The sequence below is a fragment of the Halorarum salinum genome, from assembly GCF_013402875.1.
Taxonomy (GTDB): Archaea; Halobacteriota; Halobacteria; order Halobacteriales; family Haloferacaceae; genus Halorarum; species Halorarum salinum.
This window is the reverse complement of sequence record NZ_CP058579.1, coordinates 2473991-2500067: the sequence shown is the minus strand read 5'-3', so window position 1 is coordinate 2500067 and position 26077 is coordinate 2473991. Positions and strand designations below refer to the sequence as shown.

General features: G+C 69.4%; 23 protein-coding genes and 1 tRNA gene. 12 read left to right on the top strand and 12 right to left on the bottom strand.

What is annotated here, in order from left to right; genetic code table 11:
• Positions 1–134: 134 nt before the first annotated feature.
• Positions 135–2384 (bottom strand): LUD domain-containing protein, encoded by a 2250-nt coding sequence (locus tag HUG12_RS12305; protein WP_179269053.1) that lies wholly within the window; start codon positions 2382–2384, stop codon positions 135–137.
• The gene (locus HUG12_RS12300) at positions 2377–2994 is read right to left on the bottom strand and encodes an LUD domain-containing protein (RefSeq protein WP_179269052.1); all 618 of its coding nucleotides are present in this window, start codon (positions 2992–2994) and stop codon (positions 2377–2379) included. Before HUG12_RS12300 ends, HUG12_RS12305 begins: the two co-directional genes overlap by 8 nt.
• A 237-nt stretch (positions 2995–3231) precedes the next feature.
• On the opposite strand from HUG12_RS12300, the gene HUG12_RS12295 reads away from it, so the two are divergent.
• The gene (locus HUG12_RS12295; RefSeq protein ID WP_179269051.1) at positions 3232–4974 is read left to right on the top strand and encodes an L-lactate permease; all 1743 of its coding nucleotides are present in this window, start codon (positions 3232–3234) and stop codon (positions 4972–4974) included.
• 56 nt (positions 4975–5030) lie between these two features.
• On the opposite strand, the gene HUG12_RS12290 is transcribed toward HUG12_RS12295, so the two are convergent.
• The 3 genes from HUG12_RS12290 to dps form a co-directional block, all read right to left on the bottom strand.
• The gene (locus tag HUG12_RS12290; RefSeq protein WP_179269050.1) at positions 5031–5402 is read right to left on the bottom strand and encodes a 2Fe-2S iron-sulfur cluster-binding protein; all 372 of its coding nucleotides are present in this window, start codon (positions 5400–5402) and stop codon (positions 5031–5033) included.
• Positions 5403–5449: 47 nt separating this feature from the next.
• A complete protein-coding gene (locus HUG12_RS12285; protein WP_179269049.1) occupies positions 5450–5917 on the bottom strand; it encodes a methylated-DNA--[protein]-cysteine S-methyltransferase in 468 nt (155 codons plus the stop codon).
• Between the two features lie 241 nt (positions 5918–6158).
• Complete coding sequence (gene dps / locus HUG12_RS12280; RefSeq protein WP_246308045.1) at positions 6159–6782, bottom strand: DNA protection during starvation protein; 624 nt, start codon at positions 6780–6782, stop codon at positions 6159–6161.
• Positions 6783–6995: 213 nt separating this feature from the next.
• Between dps and HUG12_RS12275 the strand changes: the two genes are divergently transcribed.
• The 5 genes from HUG12_RS12275 to HUG12_RS12255 all read left to right on the top strand — a co-directional run bounded on the left by HUG12_RS12275 (position 6996) and on the right by HUG12_RS12255 (position 13912).
• Entirely contained in the window at positions 6996–9341 is a 2346-nt protein-coding gene (locus HUG12_RS12275; RefSeq protein WP_179269048.1) for a DEAD/DEAH box helicase, read from the top strand.
• 159 nt (positions 9342–9500) lie between these two features.
• Positions 9501–10769 carry an ABC transporter substrate-binding protein gene (locus HUG12_RS12270; protein ID WP_179269047.1) on the top strand — a complete coding sequence of 423 codons (1269 nt, stop codon included), beginning with the start codon at positions 9501–9503 and terminating at the stop codon, positions 10767–10769.
• A 43-nt stretch (positions 10770–10812) separates the two neighbouring features.
• Positions 10813–11874, top strand: coding sequence for a carbohydrate ABC transporter permease (locus HUG12_RS12265; RefSeq protein ID WP_179269046.1), 1062 nt, complete (start codon positions 10813–10815; stop codon positions 11872–11874).
• Positions 11871–12770 carry a carbohydrate ABC transporter permease gene (locus tag HUG12_RS12260; protein ID WP_179269045.1) on the top strand — a complete coding sequence of 300 codons (900 nt, stop codon included), beginning with the start codon at positions 11871–11873 and terminating at the stop codon, positions 12768–12770. The genes HUG12_RS12265 and HUG12_RS12260 overlap by 4 nt, the downstream gene beginning before the upstream one ends.
• A 2-nt stretch (positions 12771–12772) precedes the next feature.
• The gene (locus HUG12_RS12255; RefSeq protein WP_179269044.1) at positions 12773–13912 is read left to right on the top strand and encodes an ABC transporter ATP-binding protein; all 1140 of its coding nucleotides are present in this window, start codon (positions 12773–12775) and stop codon (positions 13910–13912) included.
• Positions 13913–14127: 215 nt separating this feature from the next.
• Here the strand turns inward: HUG12_RS12255 and HUG12_RS12250 are convergent, their stop codons facing one another.
• The 4 genes from HUG12_RS12250 to msrA form a co-directional block, all read right to left on the bottom strand.
• Positions 14128–14283: a DUF7563 family protein gene (locus HUG12_RS12250; protein WP_179269043.1), complete on the bottom strand. Its 156-nt coding sequence runs from the start codon at positions 14281–14283 to the stop codon at positions 14128–14130.
• Positions 14284–14311: 28 nt separating this feature from the next.
• Positions 14312–14656: a hypothetical protein gene (locus HUG12_RS12245; protein ID WP_179269042.1), complete on the bottom strand. Its 345-nt coding sequence runs from the start codon at positions 14654–14656 to the stop codon at positions 14312–14314.
• Positions 14653–17727, bottom strand: a complete 3075-nt coding sequence (locus HUG12_RS12240; RefSeq protein ID WP_179269041.1) for an MEDS domain-containing protein — start codon at positions 17725–17727, stop codon at positions 14653–14655. Before HUG12_RS12240 ends, HUG12_RS12245 begins: the two co-directional genes overlap by 4 nt.
• Positions 17728–17928: 201 nt before the next feature.
• The gene (msrA, locus tag HUG12_RS12235) at positions 17929–18489 is read right to left on the bottom strand and encodes a peptide-methionine (S)-S-oxide reductase MsrA (protein ID WP_179269040.1); all 561 of its coding nucleotides are present in this window, start codon (positions 18487–18489) and stop codon (positions 17929–17931) included.
• Between the two features lie 162 nt (positions 18490–18651).
• Here msrA and HUG12_RS12230 point away from each other — a divergent pair, with 162 nt between their 5' ends.
• Positions 18652–19566, top strand: a complete 915-nt coding sequence (locus HUG12_RS12230; protein ID WP_179269039.1) for a DUF7351 domain-containing protein — start codon at positions 18652–18654, stop codon at positions 19564–19566.
• A gap of 9 nt (positions 19567–19575) precedes the next feature.
• Here HUG12_RS12230 and HUG12_RS12225 read toward each other — a convergent pair whose 3' ends face one another.
• Complete coding sequence (locus tag HUG12_RS12225; RefSeq protein WP_179269038.1) at positions 19576–19872, bottom strand: HalOD1 output domain-containing protein; 297 nt, start codon at positions 19870–19872, stop codon at positions 19576–19578.
• 129 nt (positions 19873–20001) lie between these two features.
• Here HUG12_RS12225 and HUG12_RS12220 point away from each other — a divergent pair, with 129 nt between their 5' ends.
• Entirely contained in the window at positions 20002–20715 is a 714-nt protein-coding gene (locus HUG12_RS12220; RefSeq protein WP_179269037.1) for a helix-turn-helix domain-containing protein, read from the top strand.
• 92 nt (positions 20716–20807) lie between these two features.
• Here the strand turns inward: HUG12_RS12220 and HUG12_RS12215 are convergent.
• A tRNA-Thr gene (locus HUG12_RS12215) sits at positions 20808–20881 on the bottom strand.
• A 12-nt stretch (positions 20882–20893) separates the two neighbouring features.
• The gene (locus HUG12_RS12210) at positions 20894–21394 is read right to left on the bottom strand and encodes a GNAT family N-acetyltransferase (protein ID WP_179269036.1); all 501 of its coding nucleotides are present in this window, start codon (positions 21392–21394) and stop codon (positions 20894–20896) included.
• A gap of 203 nt (positions 21395–21597) precedes the next feature.
• On the opposite strand from HUG12_RS12210, the gene HUG12_RS12205 reads away from it, so the two are divergent.
• The 4 genes from HUG12_RS12205 to HUG12_RS12190 are packed head-to-tail and all read left to right on the top strand — an operon-like array spanning position 21598 to position 25976.
• On the top strand, positions 21598–22701 hold the full coding sequence (locus HUG12_RS12205) for a branched-chain amino acid ABC transporter permease (protein WP_179269035.1): 1104 nt from the start codon (positions 21598–21600) through the stop codon (positions 22699–22701).
• The gene (locus HUG12_RS12200) at positions 22698–24338 is read left to right on the top strand and encodes a branched-chain amino acid ABC transporter permease (protein ID WP_246308044.1); all 1641 of its coding nucleotides are present in this window, start codon (positions 22698–22700) and stop codon (positions 24336–24338) included. Before HUG12_RS12205 ends, HUG12_RS12200 begins: the two co-directional genes overlap by 4 nt.
• The gene (locus tag HUG12_RS12195; RefSeq protein ID WP_179269034.1) at positions 24331–25161 is read left to right on the top strand and encodes an ABC transporter ATP-binding protein; all 831 of its coding nucleotides are present in this window, start codon (positions 24331–24333) and stop codon (positions 25159–25161) included. Before HUG12_RS12200 ends, HUG12_RS12195 begins: the two co-directional genes overlap by 8 nt.
• Positions 25161–25976 (top strand): ABC transporter ATP-binding protein, encoded by an 816-nt coding sequence (locus tag HUG12_RS12190; protein WP_179269033.1) that lies wholly within the window; start codon positions 25161–25163, stop codon positions 25974–25976. Before HUG12_RS12195 ends, HUG12_RS12190 begins: the two co-directional genes overlap by 1 nt.
• Positions 25977–26077 lie beyond the last annotated feature (101 nt).

The window sequence follows — 26077 nt, the reverse complement described above, 5'->3', positions numbered from 1 at the left end:
TCCCCGCGAACGGAGTGCCGGGTCTTAAAAGCGTCCCCACGGGCCGACGCCCGTCAGACGACCGTCGACGGTCGGACAGTTCGCGCGGTCGCCGCCGGTCGTTCGGGTCGCCGTCGGCGGCGGCGTTCGGCACGTCACTGGTCCGGCGAGTCCGGGTCGAGCAGTTCGACCGGGTGGGTTCCGGGCCGGCCGAGCAGCGCGCCGAGTTGCTCACAACAGGAGGTGCCCGACGCGAGCGCGGTCCGGTCGTCGTCCCCGAACTGCTCGGCCAGCGGCTCGCCGACGTCCATCGACAGTTCGTAGTACGCCGACTTGTAGCCGAAGCTCCCCGCCATCCCGCAACACTCCGTGTCCGAGGTGGTCACCTCGTGGCCGAGTCGTTCGAGCACCGCCACGGTGTAGCCCTCCAGCCCGAGCGTTCGCTGCTGGCAGTGGGCGTGGTAGTTCACCGCCCCACCCTCGTCGTCGCCGTCCCCGAGCGCGCTCCCGTCCGCGCCGCTCTCCAGCAGCCCGTAGACGTACTCCAGCACCTCGTAGCTCCCCGCCGCGAGCCGTTCGTGGTCCCCCTCGGGGAGCAGCTTCTCGTACTCCCGCCGGATCGCGGCGAGGTCGCTCGGCTCGACGACGACCACGTCGCGGCCCCGCTCCAGTTCCGGCACGAGCGCGTCGCGGCATCGCTCCGCCTGCCGGCGCGCCGTCGAGACCATCCCCTGCGAGAGCGGCGCGCGGCCGCTCCCGACCGCGGCCGACGCGGGGACCGACACCCGCACGTCAAGGGCCTCGAGGGTGCGCACCGCCGCCTTCCCGCGGTCGACCGCGACGTGGTTGGTGTACACGTCGGGGTACAGCACCGCCTCCCGGCGCGCGTCGTCGGCCGTGACGCGGCTCCCGCGCGCGGCGAACCAGTCGACGAGCGTCTCCCGCTCGAACTCGGGCAGGTCGCGCTCGGGTGCGACGCCGAGCCACCGGTCCATGGCCCACCGAGCGGGCGCGCTGTCGGCGACCCAGTTCGACAGCGGCGCCGTCCTGCTCCCCCACGCCGCGAGCGTCTCGAAGTTGCCGAACAGCCGCTTCGTGCGGTCGAGCCCGCCCGGTTCCTCGTCCGGAGTCAGCCCGTCGACGAGGAAGTCGAACTCCCCCGCCCCGTCCGTCCGGTTGACGCGGTCCCGGACGACGGTGTTGATCCACGGGACGTCGATCTTCACGGGACAGGCGGGGACACAGCGCGAGCAGCCCGTACAGAGGTCGTTGAACTCGGCGGCGGCGTCGAGCCCCTCGACGCCCGCCTCCCAGCCGGTCGCGATGCCGCCGGAGTACGTCTCGCCGCCGAAGGCGTGGCCGCCGACCGACTGGAAGTTGCCACAGGAGTTCGCACACGCCCCACAGCGGATGCAGTACAGCGTCTCCCGCAGGTCCTCGTCCTCGCGCATCGCCAGCCTCCCGTTGTCGACGAGCACGAGGTGGAACTCCCGGTCGGGGTCGTCGCCGGCGCCGTCGCCGCCGATCGCGCCGTCGGCCATCGGCGCGTCCGGATCGTCGAAGTCGACCGCGGGCGAGGCGACCGGCGGCGTCAGGAACGAGACGTAGGAGGTGATGTCCTGGCCGGTCCCGGAGCGCCCGATCAGTTCGACGAACGGTCGGAGGTCCTCGACGCTCGGGATCACCTTCTCGACGCCCGCGACCGCGACGTGGGTGTCCGGGACGACCGCGCACTTGCGCGCGTTCCCCTCGCTGGTGACGAGCGCCACGGTCCCGGAGTCGGCGGTGACGAAGTTGGCCCCGGTCATCCCGACGTCGGCGCCCTCGATGAGTTCGCCGAGCCGTTCGCGGGCGAACCTCGTCAGCTCCTCTGCAGTCTCGAGCGGCTCCTCGGGGTCGAACCGCTCGTTGAACAGTTCGGCGATGCCCTCGCGGGACTTGTGGATCGCCGGCGCGACGATGTGCGAGGGCGCCTCGTCGGCGACCTGGAGCACCCACTCGCCGAGGTCGGTCTCCACGACCTCGACGCCGTCGGCCTCGAGCGCCTCGTTCACCTCCAGCTCCTCGGTCGTCATCGACTTCGACTTCACGACCCTGTCCGCGTCCTTCCCGGCGACGACCTCCCGGACGTACCGGTTCGCGTCGGCGGCGTCCTCGGCGAGGTACACCGTCCCGCCGTTCCCCTCGACGGCCGCCTCGAGGCGGTCGAGCAGTTCCGGGAGCCGTCCGATCGCGTCCTCCTTGATCGCCCGCGCCCCGTCCTTCAGCTCCTCGTACTCGTCGAGGTCGGCGACCGACTCGTAGCGTCCCGCGTTGAACCCGCGGGTGCCGTCCGCGACCGCGTCCCCTTCCGTCTCCATCAGTTCCCGGATGCGGGCCGCCCGCATCTCGTCGGACTCACTCATCGCCGTCACCCGCCGGTCCGGCGTCGACGCTCCCGGTCGTCCCCCCCTCCCCCGCGTCGGACGTCTCGTCGCCCGCCGAGTCGACCGTCCCGTTCCGGGTTCCTTCGTCGTCCTCGACGATGACGACGTGGACCTCCTCCGGTCCGTGTGCGCCCCGGACGAGGTCCCCCATGTCGGCCGTGGCGCTGGGTCCGGTCGCGACGACGGCGCTCCCCCGGTCGTCGCGCAGGAGCGGCGCCAGCCGTTCGATCGCCTCGGGCATTCCGGCGACGACGTCGGACTCCCGGAGCACGGCCACGTGTAGCGGGGGAAAGAGGCTGACCTGCTCGGCGCCCGTCGCGGTCGAGGGGAGGACGACGCTGCCGTAGTCCGCGATCCCGAGCGCGGCGGCGGTGACGCCGGTCGCCGCGTCGGCGAGTTCCGCGGGGGTCGCGTCGGTCGTCACCGACGCGGGGAGCGACAGGCCCTCGTCCGGGAGGGGGACGCCGACGGCCGGCTGGCGGACGACCTCGCGGAGGACCGCCTCGAACCCCCCGGGCGTCGTCCGCGTCCGACCGACGTCTAGCCCGTCGAGCGACGCCTCGAACGCTGCGGTCGTCCGGCGTGTCATTGGTCACGTGTGCGGCCGGACGCATATGATTGTTCGCTACGGTTCCGCGAGGCGGGGCGTCGCCGAATCCGAGCGCGAAGGACCATTATATAAATTCGACCGTAGGAGAGAATAACGAGCCGACGGCAGGTTTTATACGACACTATTAAAAGTGTACGTCCGGAGCTATGTGGCAGACATCGACACACGAGTCGGGAGTCGGTACCGGAAGGGATCGCGACGACCGGAGGCACCGCCATGGCTAGCGCGGTCGAACTGCTGCTCGCGGCGCTACCACTGCTGCTGGCGGGCGGCCTGCTCGTCGGGTTCCTGTGGCCCGCGACGCGCGCGATGCCGCTCGCGTGGGTCACGGCGCTGGCCGTCGGCTACTTCGCCTGGAACATGCCGCCGGACTGGCTGGCCGCGGCGTCCATCGTCGGCGTCATGACGGCCTTCGAGATCCTCTGGATCGTCTTCGGGGCGCTCCTCCTGCTGTACACCCTGATGCAGGCGGGCGCGTTCGACAGGATCAACCGCGGGTTCGCGTCGATCAGCGACGACCGGCGCGTCCAGATCGTCCTGCTCGCGTTCTTCCTCGCGACGTTCATCGAGGGAGCGGCGGGCTTCGGCACGCCCGCGGCGGTCGTCGCGCCGCTGCTGCTCGGACTCGGCTTCCCGGCGCTGGCCGCCGTGGTCGCGGCCATCATCGGCCACATCATCGCCGTGACCTACGGCGCGGTCGGGACACCGATCATCGTCGGCATCCAGGACCCGCTGAGTTCGGCCGGCTTCGGGGAGGCGATCTCGGCGGGCGGGATGACGGTCCCCGAGTTCGCCCAGACCGTGGCCGCGTGGGCCGCGACCTACCACGCGCTGATCGGCTGGGCGATGCCGCTGTTCGCCGTCGGCATGATCGTGCACTTCTTCGGCGAGGACGACAGCCGGTCGCTGGAACAGATCCGAGAGGTAGTGCCGCTCTGTGTGTTCGCGGGCTTGGCGTTCGCCGTCCCGTACTGGCTGTCGGCGTGGTTCTTCACCGCCGAGTTCCCCAGCCTCATCGGCTCGATGGTCGGGGGCGCCATCACCGTCGGCGCGCTGAAGGCCGGGTACTTCCTCCCGGAGACCGAGTGGGACTTCCCCCCGCAGGAGGAGTGGCCGTCCCACTGGGTCGGCACCATCGAACCGGGCCGGAACGGCGGAAGTCCCTCGGCCGGGAGAGCCACCGTCGCCAACGGCGGGGTCGCGGCGAACTCCGAGATGTCGATCTGGCGGGCGTGGTCGCCGTACGTCCTGCTCGTCGTCCTGCTCGTGATCACCCGCGCGGTCGACCCCGTCGCGGCGTTCATCAGCGAACCGATGTTCGTCCTCGGATGGGAGGGGATCCTCGGGACGGACCTCGCCAACGACGTCGCCTGGATGAGCGTCCCTGGCTTCTGGCTCATCGTGAGCGCGGTGCTGGCGATCCCGATATTCGGCATGAGCGGCGAACAGGTCTCCGCCGCCTGGCGCGAGGCCGTCGAGAAGATCGTCGCGCCGTTCATCGCGCTCGTGTTCGTCATCGCGATGGTGCAGGTGATGATCAACTCCGCGGCACACCCCGGCGCGCCGGCCGAGGGGAGCATGATCGTCGTGCTCGCGCAGGCGACGGCGAGCTTCTTCGGCCCCGTCTACCCGTTCTTCGCCGCGCTCATCGGCGCGCTCGGCGCCGCGATGGCCGGCTCGAACACCGTCTCGAACATCACGTTCGGCGGGTTCCAGTTCGAGGCCGCCGAACAGCTCGGGCTCCCGCGACAGATCATCGTCGGCGCGCAGGCGGTCGGCGGCGCCATCGGCAACCTCGTCGCGATCCACAACATCGTGGCGGCGCTCGCGACCGTCGGGCTCCTGGGCGAGGAGGGGCGCGTCATGCGCCTGAACCTCATCCCGCTCGTCTACTACGCGCTGGGCGTCGGCGTGCTCGCGATGCTGTTCTCCTACGTCCTCTTCCCCGGCCTGTTCTGACCCCCGGGGCGCTTCGCTTCCCGGTCGGTCCCCGTTCGCGTCTCCGGCCGTTCAGCTCAGTCGTTCAGCTTCGCGTTTCCGGGCGGCCTGTCGTGGTCGGCGCGGTGCCGGAGCAGTTCCCCGTGCGCCGCCACCTCGACGCGGCAGTCCGACCGCGGGAGAGCGGTACAGAGCAGCGCGAACCCCTCCTCCTCGTCCGCCTCGAAGTACCGTCTCGCGCGCGAGTGGTCGAGCTCCCCCTCCAGGAGTTTCCCCGCGCAGGTCGTACACCAGCCGCGCTGGCAGTCCGCGGGGAGCCAGACCCCGGCGTCGCGGGCGGCCCCGAGCACCGACTGGTCCTCGGCGACCTCCAGCGCAACGGTCGTACCCGACTCCGCGCCCTCGACGTCGGCGTCCTCCGGGACGACGAGTTCGACCGTGTGGGTCACGCCTCCGTGTCGGGGCGGCACGGCCAAAAGGAGCCCGCCCGGGCCGGTCACTCGACGTCGGGGAGGGTCAGCTGTCGGGTCGTCCCGTCGCGCCCGTCCGCCGACTCGGCCGCGTCGGGCAGCGCCCCCTCGTGGGCCAGCAGCGCGCGCTTCTGGTCGACGCCGCCGTCGCCCGAGAAGCCGCGGAGGCCGTCGGCGCCGACGACGCGGTGACACGGCACCACGAGCGGGACGGGGTTGCGGCCGCAGGCGCCGCCGACGGCGACGGGGCTGGTCCCGAGCCGGTCGGCGAGGTCGCCGTACGTCCGCGTCTCGCCGTACGGGATGGCCGCCATCGCGCGCATCACCTCCCCGGTGAACGAGTCGGGGTAGCGGACGCCGACGTCGAAGGTCGTCCGCTCTCCCGAGTCGTACTCGGCCGCCTGTTCGCGGACCTCCCCGGGCGTCGCGGCGACCCACGTCGCGTCGAGGGTGAGCGTCCCGCCGGGGGTCGGGACGGTGAACGGCTCGTCCATGCTTCCCGGGGCGCGCCGCGGCGGGAAAACTGCGCGGGGCGGGGCGGAAGTGAACCGTGCCGGGCGGGGGCCGGTCGACGGGTCACGAGCGGACCGTGGATGGCCGGGGCCAGGGACCCGCGGACGGGAGGTCGGGTACGCGAGGCGTTCCGTGAACGCGGATACCGACGACCGACGAGGAACGAGCCGAGACGCCGATCGACCCGAAAAACGAGCCCGGGCTGGCCGGCCGACCGCCCGCTCAGGCGGAGTCGTTGAACCGGTTGTTCGTCGAGTAGGGCGCGTCGCCGGGTTCCCCGCGGGTGAAGTGGCCGGCGGGGTTGACCTCGCCGTCCCGCTCCTTCGAGAGCAGTTCGACGAACCACGCCTCGTGGTCGACCTCCTCGTTCAGGATGCGCGAGGCGAGGTCGTACGTGCGCGGGTCCTTCCCGTGGGTCATGTCGCAGACCTCGCTCCAGGTCCGGATGGCACACCGTTCGGCCTCGAGCAGTTCCTCCAGGATGTTCTCCGCGGTCGGCGGGTCGGGGAGCTTCGGGCTCGGGCAGGACGCGCGGTCCTCGAACTCCTTCATGTCGTTCGGGAGCATCCCGCCGAGCTCGTAGATGCGCGGGGCCATGAGCTCGAAGTGCGCGCGGTCCTCGAGGCGCGCGTCCTCGGCGATCTCCTTGTAGTCCTCCTCGCCCGCGAGGTGCATCCGGAGGTTCGTGTAGTAGTAGTACGTCGTGAACTCCGCCGCCGTCGCGTCGACGAGCTTCCCGAGGAGCTCCTCGACGTCCACGCCGCGTTCTCGGATGGTCTCGACGCCGACTCGCTTGCTCGTGTCGCCGGGCTCCACCGTGCCCGACGCGTGCGGCTTCTCGGACATGATGCGGGACGACGTTGTGGCGGAACCGGAAAATAATCTTCGGCAAACGTGATTCCGAGTTGGCGTCTTCGGGGATCGAAGCTCCTGCTGAGGCGGCGGAGAGTTCGGACTCGACGAATTTCGGCGCGGTCGGCATCGCGTCACGGCGGACGCGGGACGGGACGAACGGCCCGCCATCGCAACCGGTAAGCGGGGCCGGGTCGGAGGGAATCCGTGGACGAAACCGTCGCGTGGCTGCGGGACCGCCCCTACTACGAGGGGCAGATCGCCGCCGAGCGGACGCTCCCGGGCCGGCAGGCGGCGGTCCGGGGCCTCGACCTCGAACCGCGGCTGGCCGAGGCGCTCGAGGGCGAGGGGATCGAGCGCCTCTACGAGCACCAGGCGCGGGCGATCGAGGCGACACGCGACGAGGACGACGTGGTGCTCGCGACGCGGACGGCGAGCGGGAAGTCGCTCGCCTACACGGTGCCGGCGTTCGAGAACGCGATGGACCACGGCGGGCGGACGCTGTATCTCGCGCCCCAGAACGCGCTCATCTCCGACCAGTCCGGGACGCTCTCGGGGCTGGCGGAGGGGCTCGGCTTCGGCTCGCGCGTCTCGGTCGACCAGTACACGGGCCGGCTCTCGGACGCCGAGAAGCGGGACGTCCGGAGCCGGCGGCCGACCGTCCTCCTCTCGAACCCGGACATGCTCCACTACGCGCTGCTCCCCTGGGCGTACAAGCACTGGGAGTGGTTCTTCTCCTCGCTCGAACTCGTCGTCATCGACGAGGTGCACGGCTACCGGGGCGTGTTCGGCTCGCAGGTCGCGCTGACGATGCGGCGGCTGAACCGGATCTGCGAGCGGTACGGCGCCGACCCGCAGTTCGTCTGCTGCTCGGCGACCGTCGGCAACCCCGTCGAGCACGCGAGCAGGGTCACGGGCCACCCCGAGGAGGGGTTCACGCTCGTCGACGAGGACGCCTCCGCGCGCGGACCCCGCAACTGGGTGCTCTGGAACCCGCCGGAGTACGGGGACGAGATCGCGGACCGGCAGTCCGGCCGGCGACGGTCGAGCCACACGGAGGCGAAGCGGCTCTTCTGTGACCTCGTCTCGAGGGGGCACCAGACGCTCGTGTTCACGCGTGCGAGACAGACCGCCGAACGGTACGCGACCGACTCCGCCGAGGAGCTCCGGAACCGGGGACGCGACGACCTCGCGGGCGACGTCGAGGCGTACCAGGCCGCGCTCACCCACGAGCGGCGGCGGGAGATCGAGGACGGCCTCCACTCGGGGGACGTGCGCGGCGTCTGGTCGACGAACGCGCTCGAACTCGGCGTCGACGTCGGCGGGCTGGACGCGGTGATCCTCGACGGCTACCCGGGCACCCGGATGTCCGCGTTCCAGCGGGCCGGGCGCGCCGGGCGTGGCGAGGACCCGGCGCTCGTCGTGATGGTCGGCGGCGAGGACCAGCTCGACCAGTACCTGATGGCGAACCCGGAGGACTTCTTCGACGGCGATCCCGAGAAGGCGATGGTCGACCCGCGGAACGACGAACTCCGCCCCGGACACGTCGCTTGCGCGGCCGCGGAGAACTGGCTCTCGCGGGGCGACGAGCGCCACTTCGGCGAGGGGTTCCCCGGGCTCGTCTCGGACCTCGAGACGGTCGGGACCCTGGAGCGGCGCACCACGGCCGACGGGATCCGCTGGACCCACGCGGGCGGGGAGAGCCCACAGCACTCCATGAGCCTCCGCACCATCGACGAGCGCGAGGTGACCCTGCTCGACGGCCGCTCCAACGACCGCGTCGCGACGCTGTCGTTCTCGGACGCGCTCCGGGACGCCCACCCTGGGGCGATCTACCACCAGCAGGGGCAGTCCTACGAGGTCGTCGACCTGGACCTCGAGCGCGACGTCGCCCGGCTCCAGCCCACGTGGGCCGACTACTACACGAAGGTCCTCACCGACAAGGAGGTGACCGTGGAGGCGGACCGTCGGGAGAAGCCGCTGGAGGACAGGCCCGACACGCCCGTCAGGTTCGCGGACGTCACCGTCACCGAGCAGATAACCGGGTTCGAGCGACGCGACGGCTCGACCGGGGAGACGCTCGGCACCGAACTCCTCGACCTGCCCGAGACGAGCCTCCGGACCACGGCCGTCTACTACACCGTCCCCGACGACGTGGAGTCCGAGATGCGGTCCATCGGCGGGGAGGCGGGGTTCAACGGCGGCATCCACGCGGCCGAACACGGGATGATATCGCTCATGCCGCTCTCGCTGCTGTGTGACCGGGCCGACGTCGGCGGCCTCTCGACGCCGTACCACCCCCACACGGGGCGGTCGACGGTGTTCGTCTACGACGGCTACCCCGGCGGGGTCGGCCTCACGCGCGAGGCGTACGGCTTCGCCGCGGACCTGATGGGTCGAACCGCGCGGCTGATCGCCGCCTGCGACTGCGCGGACGGCTGCCCGGCCTGCGTGCAGTCGCCCCACTGCGGGAACGCGAACGACCCCCTCTCGAAGCCCGAGGCGGTGACGCTGCTGAACGCGCTGGCCGGGACGGACGAACCGGTGCCGTGAGGGGTGCCGACCTCCGACCGGACGGGCGGACGGCCTCGCCCGATATCGTTTCGATACGACACGCTGTGGGCGAAATTCACTCGTTGCGGAGTTAACTTGAGAAGGGTTAAGTGGTAGCTTCCTGAACAACCCGTCGACCTCTCACACGGAGGAAAAACGATGAACGATACCGGAATCTCACGGCGGACGTATCTGAAAGGCGCGGCGGGCGCCGGTGCCGCGGGGCTGACGGGCTTCGCTGGCTGTATGGGCGGCGGAAGCAACGAACTGGAAGTCCTCCACGGCTGGACCGGCGGCGACGGCGCCCAGGCCGAGGAGGCGCTCGTCGAGGCGTTCCAGGAGGAACACCCAGACGTCGAGACCAACTTCAGCCCCATCGGCGGCGGCGGCAACCAGAACCTGGACACCGTCGTCGCGAACCGGCTGAACAGCGGCGACCCGCCGAGCGCGTTCGCCGGGTGGCCGGGGAACAACCTCACCCAGTACGACGGCGTCCTGGGTGACGTGACGGACGTCTGGGAGAACGGCCTCGTCGACTCCCACGTCCAGGAGGCGGCCGACCTCTGCCAGTACGACGGCGAGTACCGCGCCGTCCCCATCGGCTCCCACCGGCTGAACTGCCTGTTCTACAACGTCGAGGTCGTCGAGGCGGCGGGCGTCGACCCCTCCTCGATCGACTCGGCCGACGCGCTGCTGGACGCGCTCGAGACCGTCGCGTCGGAGACGGACGCGACGCCCATGGCCCAGGCGATGCAGGGCGCGTGGACGACGCTCCAGCTCGTCGGCGTGGTGCTGCTCTCGACGGGCGGCTACGACGCCTACATGAGCTTCATCAACGGCGAGGGCGGCGAGGACGCGGTGCGGACCGCCTTCGAGACGACCGCCGAGATCCTCGAGAACCACATCAACGACGACGCGTCCTCGACGGACCTCACCGCGGCGAACGAGAAGATCATCAACGGCGAGGCGGCGTTCATCCACCAGGGGAACTGGGCCGCGGGCGCCTACCGGAACTCCGACGGCTTCGACTACGACGAGCACTGGGGCCACGTCCCCTTCCCCGGCACCGAGGGGACGTACACGCTCCACATCGACTCGTTCATCATGCCCGGCGACAACCCGTCGCCCGAGAGCACGAAGACGTTCATGGAGTTCGTCGGCACCGAGAAGGCGCAGGTCGCGTTCAACCAGTACAAGGGCTCGATCCCGACGCGGACGGACGTCGACACCAGCGAGTTCGGCCCGTACCTCGAGGAGACGATCGAGGACTTCGAGAACGCCGAGCAGAAGCCGCCGACGCTCGCGCACGGACTGGCGGTCGAGCCCGAGCAGATGAGCGACCTCGAGAACGTGATCTCCTCGCAGTTCTCCGGCCCGTACGACGTGGACGCGGCCACCGAGGAGTTCATGTCGACGGTCCAGGGCTGACACACGACGCCACAGTCCCATGCCCGATATTCTAAAATCTTTGATGCGTTCCGGCAGCGGTCGGTCAGGCGATCGGGAGGAGTCGGACGGGGGCGAGGAGGGGCGAGCAGGGACCGACGGCAACGGCGAGGGGAACCGAGCGGTGACCGACGGTAGCGGCGGGGGGGAACGGGTGGCGACCGACGGCGGGGTGACCGAAGGGCGGGGCGAGCGGTCGCGGCTCGCTCGCACGTTCGGCAGGGACTTCCTCGAATCGGCGCCGTTCTGGCTGCCGACGTTCCTGCTGATGGCGTTCTTCGTCTACGGGACGATCGGCTGGAACGTCCTCATCTCGCTGACCGACTTCTCGGAGTTCGGGTCGCCGGACTACTCGAACCTCGATTTCGACATGTACGTCCGGGCGGCCGGCGACCCGTACGTGATAGAGGCCGCGGTCAACACGTTCGTCCTGCTGGTCGCGTTCACGCTCGTCGCGCTCGCCATCGGGCTGCTGGTGGCGATCCTCGTGGACCGCGGGATCCGGTTCGAGAACACGTTCCGGACCATCTACCTGCTGCCGATGAGCCTGTCGTTCGTCGTGACCGCGCAGTTCTGGCTGTGGATGTACGACTTCGACAGCGGCATCGTCAACGCGACGCTCGGCGTCGTCGGCCTCGGACCGTACAACTGGATCGGCAACTCCAGTCTGGTGCTGTGGGCGGTCGTCTTCGCGCTGGTCTGGCAGTTCAGCGGCTACACGATGGTCGTCTACCTCGCCGCGCTCCGGGCCATCCCGGACGAGCACTTCGAGGCCGCGAAGGTGGACGGCGCCAGCGTCCCGCGGATGTACTGGCGGGTCATCGTCCCCCAGCTGAAGAACGCGACGCTCAGCGCCACCGTCGTCCTGATGGTGTTCGCGCTGAAGGCGTTCGACTTCCTCTACGCGCTCGTCGGGGGGTACCGCCCGCCCAACGGCGCGGACATCCTCGCGACGAAGATGGTCCGTGAGGCGTACAGCAACACGAACTGGGCGTACGGCGCGGCCATCGCGGTCATCCTGTTCGCGATGGCGCTCGCGGTCGTCGCCCCGTACCTCTACTACCAGTACAAGCACGACAACCTATGAGCACCGAGACATCGACCGGTCGAGGATCGTTCCTCGCCGACATGAACGGCTACCGCGTCGCCCTGTACGCGACGCTTGGACTGCTCGTGGCGTTCTTCCTCGCCCCCATCGAGGCGGGGCTCGTCACGTCGCTCAAGACCCGGGCGGCGGTCACGGCGACCGCGCCGTACGCGCCGCCGCTGGAGGGGTTCACCCTGGCGAACTACCGGCGGGCGCTCGACGTCCTGCTCGTCGGACTGTTCAACAGCGTGCTGTACGCCGTGCCGGCGACGATCCTGTCCGCGCTGCTGGGCAGCATGACCGCATACGGGCTCACGCTCGTCGACTGGAGGTACCAGGCGCCGGTGCTCCTGCTGTTCGTGGCGGGCATCTTCATCCCCTACCAGGCGGTGCTGGTTCCGCTCACGCAGGTGTTCAACATCCTGTCGCTGAACCAGCTCGTCGTCTGGGACCTGCTCGGCGTCTCGTCGGACTACGCCGGCATCGTCGAACTCGTCATCGCGCACGTCGCCTACGGGCTCCCGATCTGTACGATCCTCTTCCGCTCGTACTACCAGTCGATGAGCGGCGAGATGCTCGAGTCGGCGCGGCTCGACGGGGCGACCCTGCGGCGGGTGTACCGCCGCATCGTCCTCCCGCTGTCGACGCCGATGTTCGCGGTGGTGCTCATCTACCAGTTCACCCAGATCTGGAACGACCTGCTGTTCGCGCTCATCCTCGTCTCCTCCTCCTCGAGCCCGGCCGCGCCCGTGACGCTGAAGCTCGCGGGGCTCGGCGCGTCGCTCGAGGGCATCGACTTCGGGTTCCGGATGGCCGGCGCGTTCGTCGCCGCCCTCCCGACCCTGCTCGTCTACGTCGCGTTCGGAGAGGAGTTCGCCGAGGGGGTCGCAACGTAACCATGTCAGGACTCACGCTCGAACGCCTGAGCAAGGTGTTCACCGACGACGACGGTAGCGACATCGTCGCGGTCGACGACGTCAGCGTCGACATCCAGGACGGGGAGTTCCTCGTCCTCGTCGGCCCGTCAGGCTGCGGCAAATCGACCACCCTGCGGATGGTCGCCGGGCTGGAGACGGTCACCTCCGGCGACATCCGGCTCGGCGGCGAGAGCATCGCCGACGCGGGGCCCCAGGAACGGGACATCGCGATGGTGTTCCAGTCGTACGCGCTCTACCCGCACATGACCGTCCGCGAGAACATGTCGTTCGGGCTGGAGGAGTCGACAGACATGCCCGACGACGAGATCGCGGGGCTCGTCGAGGAGACGGCGGCGATGCTCGGCATCGACGATCTGCTCGACCGCAGGCCCTCGGAGCTCTCGGGCGGGCAGCAGCAGCGCGTCGCGCTCGGGCGCGCCATCGTGCGCGACCCGGAGGTGTTCCTCATGGACGAACCGCTGTCGAACCTGGACGCGAAGCTCCGCTCGCAGATGCGGACGGAGCTCCAGCGCCTCCAGGAGGACCTGGGGACGACGACGATGTACGTCACCCACGACCAGACCGAGGCGATGACGATGGGCGATCGGATCGCGGTCCTCGACGACGGGGAGCTCCAGCAGGCGGGGACGCCCCTGGAGTGCTACCACCGCCCCGCGAACCGGTTCGTCGCGGGGTTCATCGGCGAGCCGTCGATGAACTTCTTCGAGACGGAGGCCGCCGACGGGACGCTCGTCGGCGACGACCTCGAGTACGAGCTGAGCGGGACGTCCGCCGAGTCCGTCGGGGACGCCGAGCGCGTCACCCTCGGCATCCGCCCGGAGGACATCGAACTCGTGGACGCCGTCGGCGGCGAACACGACTTCGAGACCACGGTCGACGTGGTCGAGCCGATGGGCAACGAGAACGCGGTGTATCTCACCTTCGGCGACGGCGAGGAGACGTTCGTCGCCACCGTGGGCGGGATGCGGAGCGTCGAGCCCGGGTCGACCGCGGTCGCCCGGTTCCCCGAGGAGGCCGTCCACCTCTTCGACGGCGCGACCGGCGCGGCGCTGAAGAACCGGGCGCTCGAGGACGCCGCCGCGTCGGAACCGCGCGTGTAGGCCCGGACTCCCTCCCGCCGATCCATCGGCTCGACGCGCGAGACGACGACGACGTCCGACGGACGATCCGGAGTTTCTTCGGCGAACGATTCGAAGTTACTTCGGCGAACGATCCGGAGTCGGTTCGGCCGACGATCCGGGGCCGAACCGCTCGACGGACCGGAGTCGAATCGGCCGACGGTCCGGGGTCGGCGTCGGTTCGGTCGACCGCCGGGTCAGTGTCGCCTGCTTCGCGCCTCGCGGACGTCCCCGCCGTCGCGGACCTTGTCCTCACACTGTGGGCACACGCGGGGTTCGGTCATCCCCTCCGGCGCGAACACCCGAACGTATCCCTCGGTGACGAACGACCCACAGTTTTGACACTCCGGCATGGCGTCGAACAATCGACGAGACGGTCCCTTAGTTCTTCGGGAGCCCGCAGAACCCGCGAGCGGCCGCGAATCGAGTGGCGGCCGGACGAGTCGGGTCGACGCGCCGTGGGGTCACCACCCGTCGATCGTCCGGCGACCTCGACGTCCGGTTCGTCCACCGGTCTCGGGCGCCGACGCCCTCGGGGAGCACGTCGAGCTGCGTGAGGATGGCCAGGGAGTCGGGGGAGAGCCACGCCTCGGCGATCCTCTCGTCCCCGTGCCGATCGATCGCGACGCCGTCGTTTCCCGCCAGTGCCTGGCGGAGTCCGTGTCGGAGAGGGACGCTCCGTTCGTTCTCCCGGCGCTGGAACGGTCGCTCGACGGGTCGACTCATCGGTCGCGAGTCCGTACTGCGGGAAGCGTAAAGGAGAACGTCGTCCCCTGACCGGGGTCGGACTCGACGCGGATCTCGCCGTCGTGACGCTCGACGATCCGTTCGCACAGCGCGAGGCCGATGCCGGTCCCGTCGTACTCGCCGCGGGTGTGGAGTCGTTGGAACACCTCGAAGACTCGCTCCTGGTGCTCCGGTTCGATGCCGATGCCCTCGTCGCGGACCGACACGTTCCACTCGGACCCGGCGCGTTCGGCCGAGACGTGGATCCGCGGCGGCTCGTCGCCGCTGTAGGTGATCGCGTTCTCGAGCAAGTTCTGGAGCACCTGGCGGAGCTGGCTGGCGTCACCCGTAACGCGGGGGAGTTCGTCGGCGGTGATCCCGGCGTTGCTCTCCTCGATCTGGATCCGGAGGTCCGACAACACGTCGTCGAACACGGCATCGAGGTCGACGGGTTCCAGGGGGTCGCCCCGCGTCTCGACCCGGGAGTACTCGAGCAGCCCTTTCACCATCGTGCGCATCCGGTCGGCGCCGTCGACGGCGAACTCGATGAACTCCTCGCCGTCCTCGTCGAGTTCGTCCTTGTATCGGTCCTCGATCAGCTGCAGGTAACTCGAGACCATCCGCAGCGGCTCCTGGAGGTCGTGGGAAGCGGCGTACGCGAACTGCTCGAGGCGGTCGTTGGACGCTTCGAGCCTGTCGATCACCTCCTCTAACCGTTGCTCGCGCCGTTTGCGCTCGGTGACGTCCTGGGCCGCCCCGCGGAGCGAAACGACGTCACCGTCGACGGTCTCCGGAATCCCCTGAACCCGGAGCCAGCGTACTCCGTTACTTCCCGCACGGATTCGCGCCTCCACGTCGAACGGGTCGCCGGATTCGAGCGCCGCCTCGATGGCGTTCTCGACGATCGACCTGTCCTCCTCGTGGTACAGATCGAGGGCACCGTCCAGCCGCGGCTCCTCGTCGGCGGACGCCCCCAGGAGTTCGAAGAGGTGGTCGGACCAGAACACCTCCATCGTCCCCGTGTCGATCTCCCAGCCGCCGACGTCCGCGATGCGCTCGGTCTTCTCGAGCAGGTCGAGCGCCCGTTCGAGTTCGCGTTCGCGCTCCATCTGGTCGGTGATGTCGCGTGTCAGCGCCACGTGCGAGATCTTTCCGTCGGGGCTACACAGCGGTGCCGCGTGCGTTTCCATGTGCCGGCGCCTGCCGTCCAAACCGACGACGTCGAACTCCATGGTCCCGCGTTCTCCCCGACAGATTCGCTCGTTGAACTCACGGAACGACTGGCGGTGCTCGGGGGCGATCAGGTCGTAGATGCACTCGCCGATCACGTCCGACGCGGAGTCCGCTTCGACCATGTCCAGCCCGGCGGGGTTCATCTGGAGCAAGGTGCCGTCGGCGGCGACGGTCTTGATGCATTCGGGTGTGGTCTCGACGATCGCACTCAGATGCTCCGTGCGCTCGCGCAGTTCCCGCTCGCGTTGGCGGCGCTCGAGTTCGTACTTCACCCACTGCCCCATCAGGTGGTGGAGGGTTCGTTCGACCTCCGAGAACTCCTCCTTCCGGGGGCGGTTCGAGAGGAAGAAGAACGTCCGGCCGTCACCGTCTCCGAGTTCGATGTACGTTCCGAGGTACGCCTCGACGCCGAACCGGTCGTAACAGAGTTCGCCTTCGAAGTCCTGGCCGACGGGATCAGTTACGTCGACGGTCACTCCGTCGTCCGTGGCCATCCGGCAGTACGTTTCCGAGAGCGGATACCGTTCGCCCGGCACGAGGTGGTCGTGCTCGTCGCTGATCGTCTCCACCTCGAACAGGTCGGTCTCGGGATCGACCCGGGCGATCCCGCCCAGGTCGAGGTCGAACTGCTCACAGCCCAGTTCGAAGACTGCCTGGAGTTTCTCGTCGAACGGCCGATCGGGATCGGCCGTGATTTCGTACAGTTTCCGCTGTGCACGTTCCCACTTCCTGCGCTCGGAGACGTCGCGGGCCACGGCAAGCACGACCGACCGCCCGTCGTGTTCCATCCGGGACGCGGAGATCTCCGCCGGAATCCGCCCCCGCGATTTGGTGCGGCAGTTGAGTTCGTCTATCCAACCGGTGCCGTTCGCGACCACCTTCTCGACGAACGCCTGGAACCTGTCGAGTTCATCGGGGTATAGGTCGGAGGGACCGAGCGTCAGCAGTTCGTCGTGCGTGTAGCCGAGCATCTCGGTAGCGGCCGAGTTCGCGTCGACGATCTCGTCCGCCCGGGGGTCGACGATGAGGATGGCGTCGTGACTGCTCTCGAACACTCGCGCGAGGTACTCCTGCCGTTCCCGCAACTCCGTCTTCACCTCGGTCCGCTCCCGCAGCGACTGCAGCATGCGATCGACCTTCGGCTCCATCTCCTCGGGGCCGAAGTACGTCTCGGGTGGCGTGTAGTAGAAGTTCCGCGAGACGGTCCCGTCGGAGATGACGTGTGGATGGGTCTTGATGACGTCGTGGGTGACCGCTGCCGGGAACCGCTCCCTGTTGTACTGGCACATGACGACGTAGTCCTCGTCCCGGTAGAGCGAATTGAGCACGGCCTCGTACTCGAGCAGGTCGTCGGGGCTCGTGTCCCCGTTCAGCGCCCACGTCATCTCGGCGGCCGCTCTGAGCCCCGTGTGGCCGCCCTCGCCTTTCGCCCGTTCGAGCGACTCCTCCCAGAACTCCAGCATCGTGGCCCGATCGAACTCGCCGGTTCGGCGGTACGTGTCCGCCGGCGTGCGGACGGAGAGCGCACCCGATTCGAGGGCCGCGTCCACGTCGATGCCGTGGTCCCGCATCGCCGTCAGGACGTCCTCCCGGGGGTTGTCGTCGGCGACGTACAGACAGCGCTCGCCACGTTCGAGCCCCTGACGGATGAACGGGATCGCGGACGCGAACTGCTCCTCTCGACTCTCGTAGATGAGCGCGAGGTGGTCGTTCGAGTGGTCGTGATCGTCCGGGGACTCGACTGGTCCTCGAAACTCCGAACTCCGACGTAGCCCCTTGAGCCCGCTCCCGCAGTCCGGGTCCCTCCGCTCGTTGCCGCGCTCGACTTCGTTACGCACTGGCCCGGGGTATTTCACGAAGGATTTTAACGTTGGTCATCACGGGCCGGGAGGTACCGTCTAGCTCTCTCGCCGTCCGAGGCAGGAAAGTCGATCGTACCCGACTACGCCCGCTGAACTCAACGAGCCGATGAATGCCCGAACAGCTTTTCCGTCGGTGTGCTACGTCCTTCGCCCGTACGTACCGATCTGGGAGCGGAGTCAGTCGTCGGTAGTCCTCGCTTCGTGCGTCACCTCGTCCGCGAACTTCTCGCGGACCTTCGCGATCTTCGGGTCGGCGTTGAACTGGCAGTAGCCGTCGCCCGGGTTCTTCGCGTAGTAGTCCTGGTGGTACTCCTCGGCCTCGTAGAACGCCTCCAGCGGCTCGATCTCCGTGACGATCGGGTCGTCGTAGGCGCCCTCGGCCTCCAGTTCCGCGACGAACTCCTCGGCGATCTCGCGCTGCGCGTCGTCCTGGTAGAAGATCGCCGACCGGTAGGACTCGCCGACGTCGGGCCCCTGGCGGTTCAGCGTTGTCGGGTCGTGGATCGTGAAGAAGACCCGGAGCAGGTCGGCGTAGCCGATCTCCTCGGGATCGTACTCGACCTGTACGACCTCCGCGTGGCCGGTCGTCTCGCTGCAGACCTCCTCGTAGGTGGGGTTCGCGACGTGGCCGCCGGCGTAGCCGGAAGTCACGGACGTCACGCCCGCCAGTTCCTCGAAGGCGGCCTCGACGCACCAGAAACAGCCGCCGGCCAGCGTCGCTCGTTCGTGTTCGCTCATGTGAACCGGGAGGGCGCGCTTCGGGATAAGCGCCGCGGCGTCGGTCGCCGTCGACGCGTCCCCCGGCCGTCGGGCCTCTCGGCCGGAAATGTATAGCTTCGGTTAATACCATTGGTGTGATCTTTGAACAGAGTTTTCATCCAGTCGTTCCAACGTCCAAATATGGACGACGAGGGAGGAGAGTGCCTGTCGCCCGAGGCGGCGTTCGCGTTGCTCGGCGACGAACTCCGCCTCGACATCCTCTTCGCCCTGTACGAGTCCACCGAGCGGGAGGACTGCCAGGGAGACTCGGTCACGTACTCGACGCTGCGGGAGGCAGTCGGCGAACCCGACAGCGGGAAGTTCAACTACCATCTCAGCCGGCTCCAGGGGCAGTTCGTGGAGAAACTCGACCACGGCTACGCGATGCGTCACGCCGGAAGCACCGTCGTCCGCGCGGTGCTCAGCGGGACTTTCACCGACGATCCCCGGTTCGGCCCGGCTCCGACGGGGAAGCCGTGCTTCCGCTGTGACGGGGACGTCTCCGTCTCCTACAGGAACGAGCACGTGTTCACGCAGTGTGACACCTGCGAGGGCAGCCTCACGCTTCGGTTCACGCCGCCGGGGACGCTCTCGGCGCTCCCGTACCCCCCGGCCGGGCTGGACGCCCGGACCGCCGGGGAGACGGTCGAACTCGCCCACGCCAGGTTCGAACACGAGGTGGGCATGCTCGCCGCCGACTCCTGCCCGGACTGCGGGGGCCCGACGGGCCGGGAACTCGTCGTCTGTTCCGACCACGACGCCGGGGACCGAACCCGGTGTGGGGAGTGTGACCTCTCGATCGGAGCGGTCGCGCGACTCGAGTGTACCACCTGTGGTTGCGGCAGGGTCACGCCCCCGCTGCTCGCTCACCTTGGACGCCCGGCCGTCCTCGAACTGCTCGATGCCGACGGCTCCTCGCCCTCGGCGTGGACGCGCTTCACGAGGGCGATGACCCGCCCCTACGAGGTCGGGGACCCCGACGAACCCGCGGTGACGTACGCGATGGGGGACGACCTGGTCAGGGTCGGCGGCGACCTGACGCTCACCCTCGAGTGACCCCGGCCGCTAGCCCGACGGGCGGCCCTCGGCCCCGTCGAAAACCCGGACGACCCCGTCGCCCCCGACCGAGACGAGGTGCTCACAGTAGGTGAACCGCACCCGGCCGGACTCCCGCTGCCCGGCGACGATCTCCTCGAGGGCGTCCACGTCGACCGACCCGTACAGCGGGGGAAGGCTCAGCGGGGACTCGTCCAGCGCCGTCGCCACGGCGGAGACGACCGTGACGGTGACGGGCCGGTCCTCCGGCACGGATTCGCTGACGAGCGGCGTCCGCTCCGACTCCTGCATCCGTTCCCGATTCATGGTCGGAAACGGCCCGCGGCACATAAAGAGGGTGGGGCTAACATGCTAGACGGGAACCGACGACGATCCCGCATGCTTCCGTCACCAAGGCTGATTAGGTGTCGGACGGTAGGTGGAGTCGAACGACCGATGAGCACCGAGTCAGCCTCTGGGCACGGAGTCACGCGCGTCGAGTTCTCCCTCACGAGTCCGGAGTACCCGTTCGTCGGCGTCTCCGTGGAGGACGGCGGTCGGATGGTCCTCGAAGAGAACGTCGTGCGCGGCGACGGGATCTGCTCGGAGTTCTTCAGGGTCGAGGGCGTCCGCCCGGAACGGATCGTCGAACTCGCGGAGGTCCGTGACGGCTTCGACGCCAGGACGCTCGCCGGACGCGAGACGGGCGGGCTCGTCGAGGTGATCGCGGCGGACGACTGTCCGCTCCAGTTCCTCGCTGAACGCGGGGCGCTGCCCGTCGACGCGCACAGCGTGGACGGCGAGGGTCGCGTCGTCGCGGACATCCCGGACTCCGAGGACGTCGGGTCGATCGTCCGGGAGTTCCTCGAGTCACACCCCGACGCCGTGCTGGTCTCGAAGCGGTCGGGCTCGCCCGCCAGGTCCATCCTCTCGGGCGGGGCGACGTCCGAGTTCGGGGCCGACGCGATGACCGACCGACAGCGGGAGGTCCTCGTGGCCGCCCAGGAGGCCGGGTACTACGACTGGCCCCGCGAGACGAACGGCAGCGAGCTCGCCGAGCAACTGGACGTCACCCCGCCGACGCTCCACAAGCACCTCCGGGCCGCGGAGGGGAAGATCGTCGCCGACTTCGTCGAGCGGTGCTCCAGGCCGTTCGAAACCGACCGTTGACCCGCGAGAACCGACTGCCGTAACGGAAGAACCGACCGCCGACCCGTACGCACCGTCGGATCGTCACGCCCGGATTCGGACCCGGGGTGCGAAGCCGGGGGCGGGATTCGAACCCGCGAAGTCTCGATTACAAGTCGAGTGCATGCACCGCCCATGCTCCCCCGGCGCGCGTCGTCGGTTACTCGCCCTCCCTTGAATCGGTATCGTTTTCGCCCGTCCCCAGGCGCTTCTCGAACGTGATCCGGTGTTCGTGGTAGCCGGCCCCCGCGTAGAACCGGCGTGCCGCCCGGTTGTCCGCCATCGCCTCGAGGGAGACCACGTCCGCCCCCTCGGCGGCGAGCGCCGCCTCGGCCTCGGCGAGCAGGCGCCCCCCGAGCCCCCCCTCGCGGTGCTCCGGGTCCACGTAGAGGTTCGTGACGACCCCCCGATCGACATCCTCCTCGTAGCTCCCCGTCTCGGGGGCGAACATCACGAAGCCGCGAACGCCGTCCGGGCCGCGGGCGACGAGGAGGCCGCCGGTGACGACGTGGCGGGCCACCGCGTCCCGGGCGACGGGGCGGTTCTCGTCCGCGAGCAGCGACGACCCGTGGGCGCGCTGGCCGGCCGCGAGCGCGACCCACCGGTCGGCGAGCGCGTCCACGTCGTCCATCGTCGCGGGTTCGACGGTCACCCCCTCCATGGAACGATACGAGGCGAGGCGGCGGCTTGGGCCTTCCGGCGTACCGGACGCACCGCGGCCGCCGGCGTCGTCCCCACGGTACCGCCGGAGCCATCGGTTCGAAACGCGGGGAGAGCGGCCCCTCCCTGCGGGTGGGTTTCACGTACGCGTGAGGGAACCTTTAACTCCCCCTAGGAACCCCGACACTGTGAGAGGGAACCTCAATGGGTATCACTGAATCCTACGCGCGCGGACGGCGCGTGCTCGGCGACCGGCTCCCGGTCGTCGTGACCGCGCTTCTCTGTGGCGTTCTGGCGGTCGACCTCCTTCGCAGACTGGCGACCGGCGATCTCGGCGGCGCCAACCTCCTCGGCTATCTCTGGGAGGGGCTCGTCGTCGGCCTGTCGATCGGGCTGGCCGGCGTCGGGCTGTCGATGACGTACAGCATCCTGAACTTCGCGAACTTCGGTCACGGCGACTACGTCACCAGCGGGGCGTTCGCCGGCTGGGCCGCGACCTGGGCGATCGCCGGGTTCGGCCAGTTCGACCTGACGTCGCTGCTGTTCATCGGTCAGCTCTCGACCCGGGAGCTCGGCGTCTCCATCGCGACGACGCCGCTGGCCATCCTCGCCGGCATCGTCGTGGCGGGTGCGTTCACCGTCGCGCTCTCGCTCGTGATCGACAGGCTCGTCTACAGGCCGATGCGCGACCAGGGCGGCATCTCGCTGCTCATCGCCTCCATCGGCGTCGCGCTCGCTCTCCGGTACGTCATCTACATCGTGTTCGGCCAGCGCACCCGCGGGCTGACGAACTCCCAGGCCGCGCCCGAGTACACGGTCGCGGTCGGGGCGGGCGCGGTCGAAATCGGCGCCCACCAGGTGACCCTCGTGCTCGTCGCCGGCGCGCTGATGCTCGGGCTGCACCTGCTGCTCCAGCGGACGAAACTCGGCAAGGCGATGCGCGCGATGGCCGACAACGAGGACCTCGCTCGGGTCACCGGCATCCCGACCGAGCGGGTCGTCCGGTTCACCTGGATCATCGGCGGCGGACTGGCCGGCGCCGGCGGCTTCCTCATCGCGCTGGAGCGCGGGACGATGAACTTCCAGTTCGGCTGGGTGCTGCTGCTCCTCATCTTCGCGGCGGTCATCCTCGGCGGCATCGGCTCCGTCTACGGCGCGATGTTCGGCGGCGTCGTCATGGGCGTCGCACAGAACCTCTCGCTGGTGTGGATTCCCAACGAGTTCTCCACCGTGGCCGCGTTCGCGGTGATGATCTTCGTCCTCCTGTTCAAGCCGGAGGGCATCTTCTCGGGGGTGACGACGGCGTGAGCGACCGGACGCTGAGCCGCGCCGGCGGGCTCCTCGACGTCCCCGCCTGGAACGCCTACCGCGACTGGTTCCGCGGCCGCTGGGCGGAGGGCGGCAGGGTCGCGTGGGGAACCGCGATCGGCCACCTGGTCGTCGGACTGCTGGCGTTCGCCGCGGTGGTCTCGTTCGACCTCGGCTCGTTGCCGATCGGCGGGAGCCTGATCGGCTTCCTCTACGTGCTCGCGGTGGCCGGGACGCTGTATCTCGCGACCGCTCCGCCCGCCGAGCCGTACCTCGCGTGGCTCGACGAGCGCTGGATGACCTCCGACGTGGACAAGTTGCTCATCGTCCTCGGCCACGTGTCGCTGGGCTTTTTCGTCTTCGCGGTCGCGCTCGGGCTCCCGTTCAACGGCCTCGTCAACTCGCTCAGGTCCGTGTTCTTCTTCACCGCGGTGTACGCGATGATGGTGCTCGCGCTGAACCTCCACTGGGGGTACACGGGCGTGTTCAACATCGGCATCGCCGCCTTCATGGCCGTCGGCGTGTACGCGATGGCCATCCTCTCGGGCCCCACCGAAGCAGGCGTCGCCGGCGTCGCGGGGCTCGGCCTGCCGCTCCCGGTCGCCATCGTGGGCGGCGTGCTGGCGGCCGCGTTCGTGGGGCTGCTGGCGGCGCTGCCGGCGCTCCGCCTGCGGGCGGACTACTTCGCCATCGTCACCGTGGCGTTCTCTGAGATCGTCCGTCTCACGCTCACCTCCCAGACGTTCCAGGAGTTCACGATCCCGTTCACGGGGATCGAGACGGGGACCGGCGGGGCGGGCGGCATCTCGATGCCCGTCAACCCGATCCGGCACCTGTTCTTCGACGGCGGCGATCCGGCGCTGCTCGGATCGGTGCTGTTCCCGGTGTTCAGGGACCTCCGCGTCCAGTTGATACCCCCGGGCAGTTCGTGGCTCGGGATCGTTCCGCTCCCCGAGTTCACGCTCGATCTGGCCGTGAACCCGCCGGTCATCGTGGGCGTCGCGTACCTGTTCGTGCTGGCCGGCGGCGTCGCCCTGTTCTACGTGCTGCTCGTCAGGGTCGGCAACTCGCCGTTCGGCCGGGTGCTGAAGGCCATCCGGGAGGACGAGCAGGTCGCCGAGGCGCTCGGCAAGGACACCCGACGGTTCAAGATCGTCGCGTTCATGTTCGGCTGCGGGCTGATGGGGCTGGGCGGCATCATGTGGCACGGCAGCCAGGGGTTCACGAACCCCGGCGCGTTCCGGCCGATCATCACCTTCTACGTCTGGGTGGCGCTCATCATCGGCGGCGCCGGCTCGAACACGGGGAGCGTCCTCGGCGGGGCGCTGTTCGCCTCGCTGCTCTGGGAGGGGCCGACGTACCTCCGGCGCGTGGTGACCAACTACGTCAGCTTCGGGGACACCCCGAACGCGTTCCCCGCCGCGGTCTCGCCGTTCCTGGAGGGGGAGGTGCTGCCGTTCCTCGCGTTCCTGCTCGACAACGTCTCGGCGCTCCGGTTCATCCTCGTCGGCGTGCTGCTCGTCTGGCTGATGCAGCGCCGGCCGGAGGGGCTGCTCGGCCACCGCAAGGAGGAGGCCGCCGCGGTGCCGCTCGCCCGTCCCGCCACCCGGTCCGACGGGGGTGGTGGCGATGAGTGAGGCGGCGGACGTTCCGACGGAGTCGGGGGCCGAGGCGGCCGCCGAGGGCGGGTCGGAGCCGCCGCTGGTCGTCCGGGACCTCCGGAAGACGTTCGGCGGCATCACGGCCGTCGACGGCGCGAGCTTCTCCGTCGAGGCCGGGAGCCTCACGGGGCTCATCGGCCCGAACGGCGCGGGGAAGTCGACCACGTTCAACCTGATCACGGGGGTCCACAAGCCGACGGGCGGCACCGTGCGGTTCCGCGGCGAGGACATCACCGGGATGTCGACCCCCCGCATCGCGAACCGGGGGCTCGTCAGAACGTTCCAGATCGCCCGCGAACTGGAGGAGATGACCGTGCTGGAGAACATGATGCTCGCCCCGAAGGGACAGATCGGCGAGCGGTTCTGGTACTCGGTGCTCCCTGGGCTGCGCGGGCGGGTGATCGAACAGGAGGAGGAGCTCCGGGAGCGCGCCTGGCGACAGCTGGAGTTCTTCGAGATCGACCACCTCGCCGAGGAGTACGCGGGGAACCTCTCGGGCGGCCAGCGGAAGCTGCTGGAGATGGCACGCGCCCTGCTGACGGACCCGGAGCTGGTCCTGCTGGACGAGCCGCTGGCGGGCGTCAACCCCACGCTGGAGGAGAAGCTGCTCGACCGCATCCACGAACTGCGCGAGCAGGGGAACACGTTCCTGCTCGTCGAACACGACATGGACGTCATCATGGAGAACTGCGAACGCGTCATCGTCATGCACCAGGGGCAGGTGCTCGCGGAGGGCGCGCCCGCGGAGATCACCGGCGACGAACGGGTCGTCGAGGCGTACCTCGGGGGTGACGTCTGATGTCGTCCGGCCGGGGGGACGCCGCGTCCGTCGAGGAAACCGGGGCCGGGGGAGCCGAAGGGATCGGCGACGCCGACGCGACCGCCGCGGGGGAGGCCGAAGCGAACGGCGACGCCCTGCTCCGGGTCCGCGACCTGGACGCGGGCTACGGCGACCTACAGATCCTCCGGGACGTCGACCTCGACGTCGCGGCCGGCGAGTACGTCACCATCGTCGGCCCGAACGGCGCCGGCAAGTCGACCGTGATGAAGTCGGTGTTCGGGCTGACGACGTACATGGGCGGCACGGTGACGTTCGCCGAGGAGCCGATCCACGGGCTGGCGCCCGAGGAGATCATCCACCGGGGCGTCGGCTACGTCCCGCAGAACGAGAACGTCTTCGAGAGCCTCTCGGTCCGCGAGAACCTGGAGATGGGCGCGTACATCCTCGACGACGTCCCCGAGGACCGGATTCGGGAGATCTACGACCGCTTCCCCATCCTGGAGGAGCGAGAAGGCCAGACTGCGGGCACGATGTCGGGCGGCCAGCGCCAGATGCTCGCGATGGGCCGGGCGCTCATGCTCGACCCGGACCTCCTGTTGCTCGACGAGCCGTCGGCCGGCCTCGCGCCCGACCTCGTCGCGGACATGTTCGACCGCATCGACCGCATCAACGACGACGGCACGTCGGTGCTGATGGTCGAGCAGAACGCGAAGGAGGCGCTGCGGCGCTGTGACCGCGGCTACGTGCTCGTGAACGGCGAGAACGCGTACGTGGACTCGGGGGAGGCGCTCCTGGCCGACGAGCAGGTCCGACAGGACTTCCTGGGCGGCTGATTCGCCGAAACGAGCGGGGCTCAACGGGTTTCGGGGTTCGCCCGCCGTCGGACGGCGGAACGGCTCGAAAGCCAGGACGGCGGATGGCTCCGGTTCCCGCT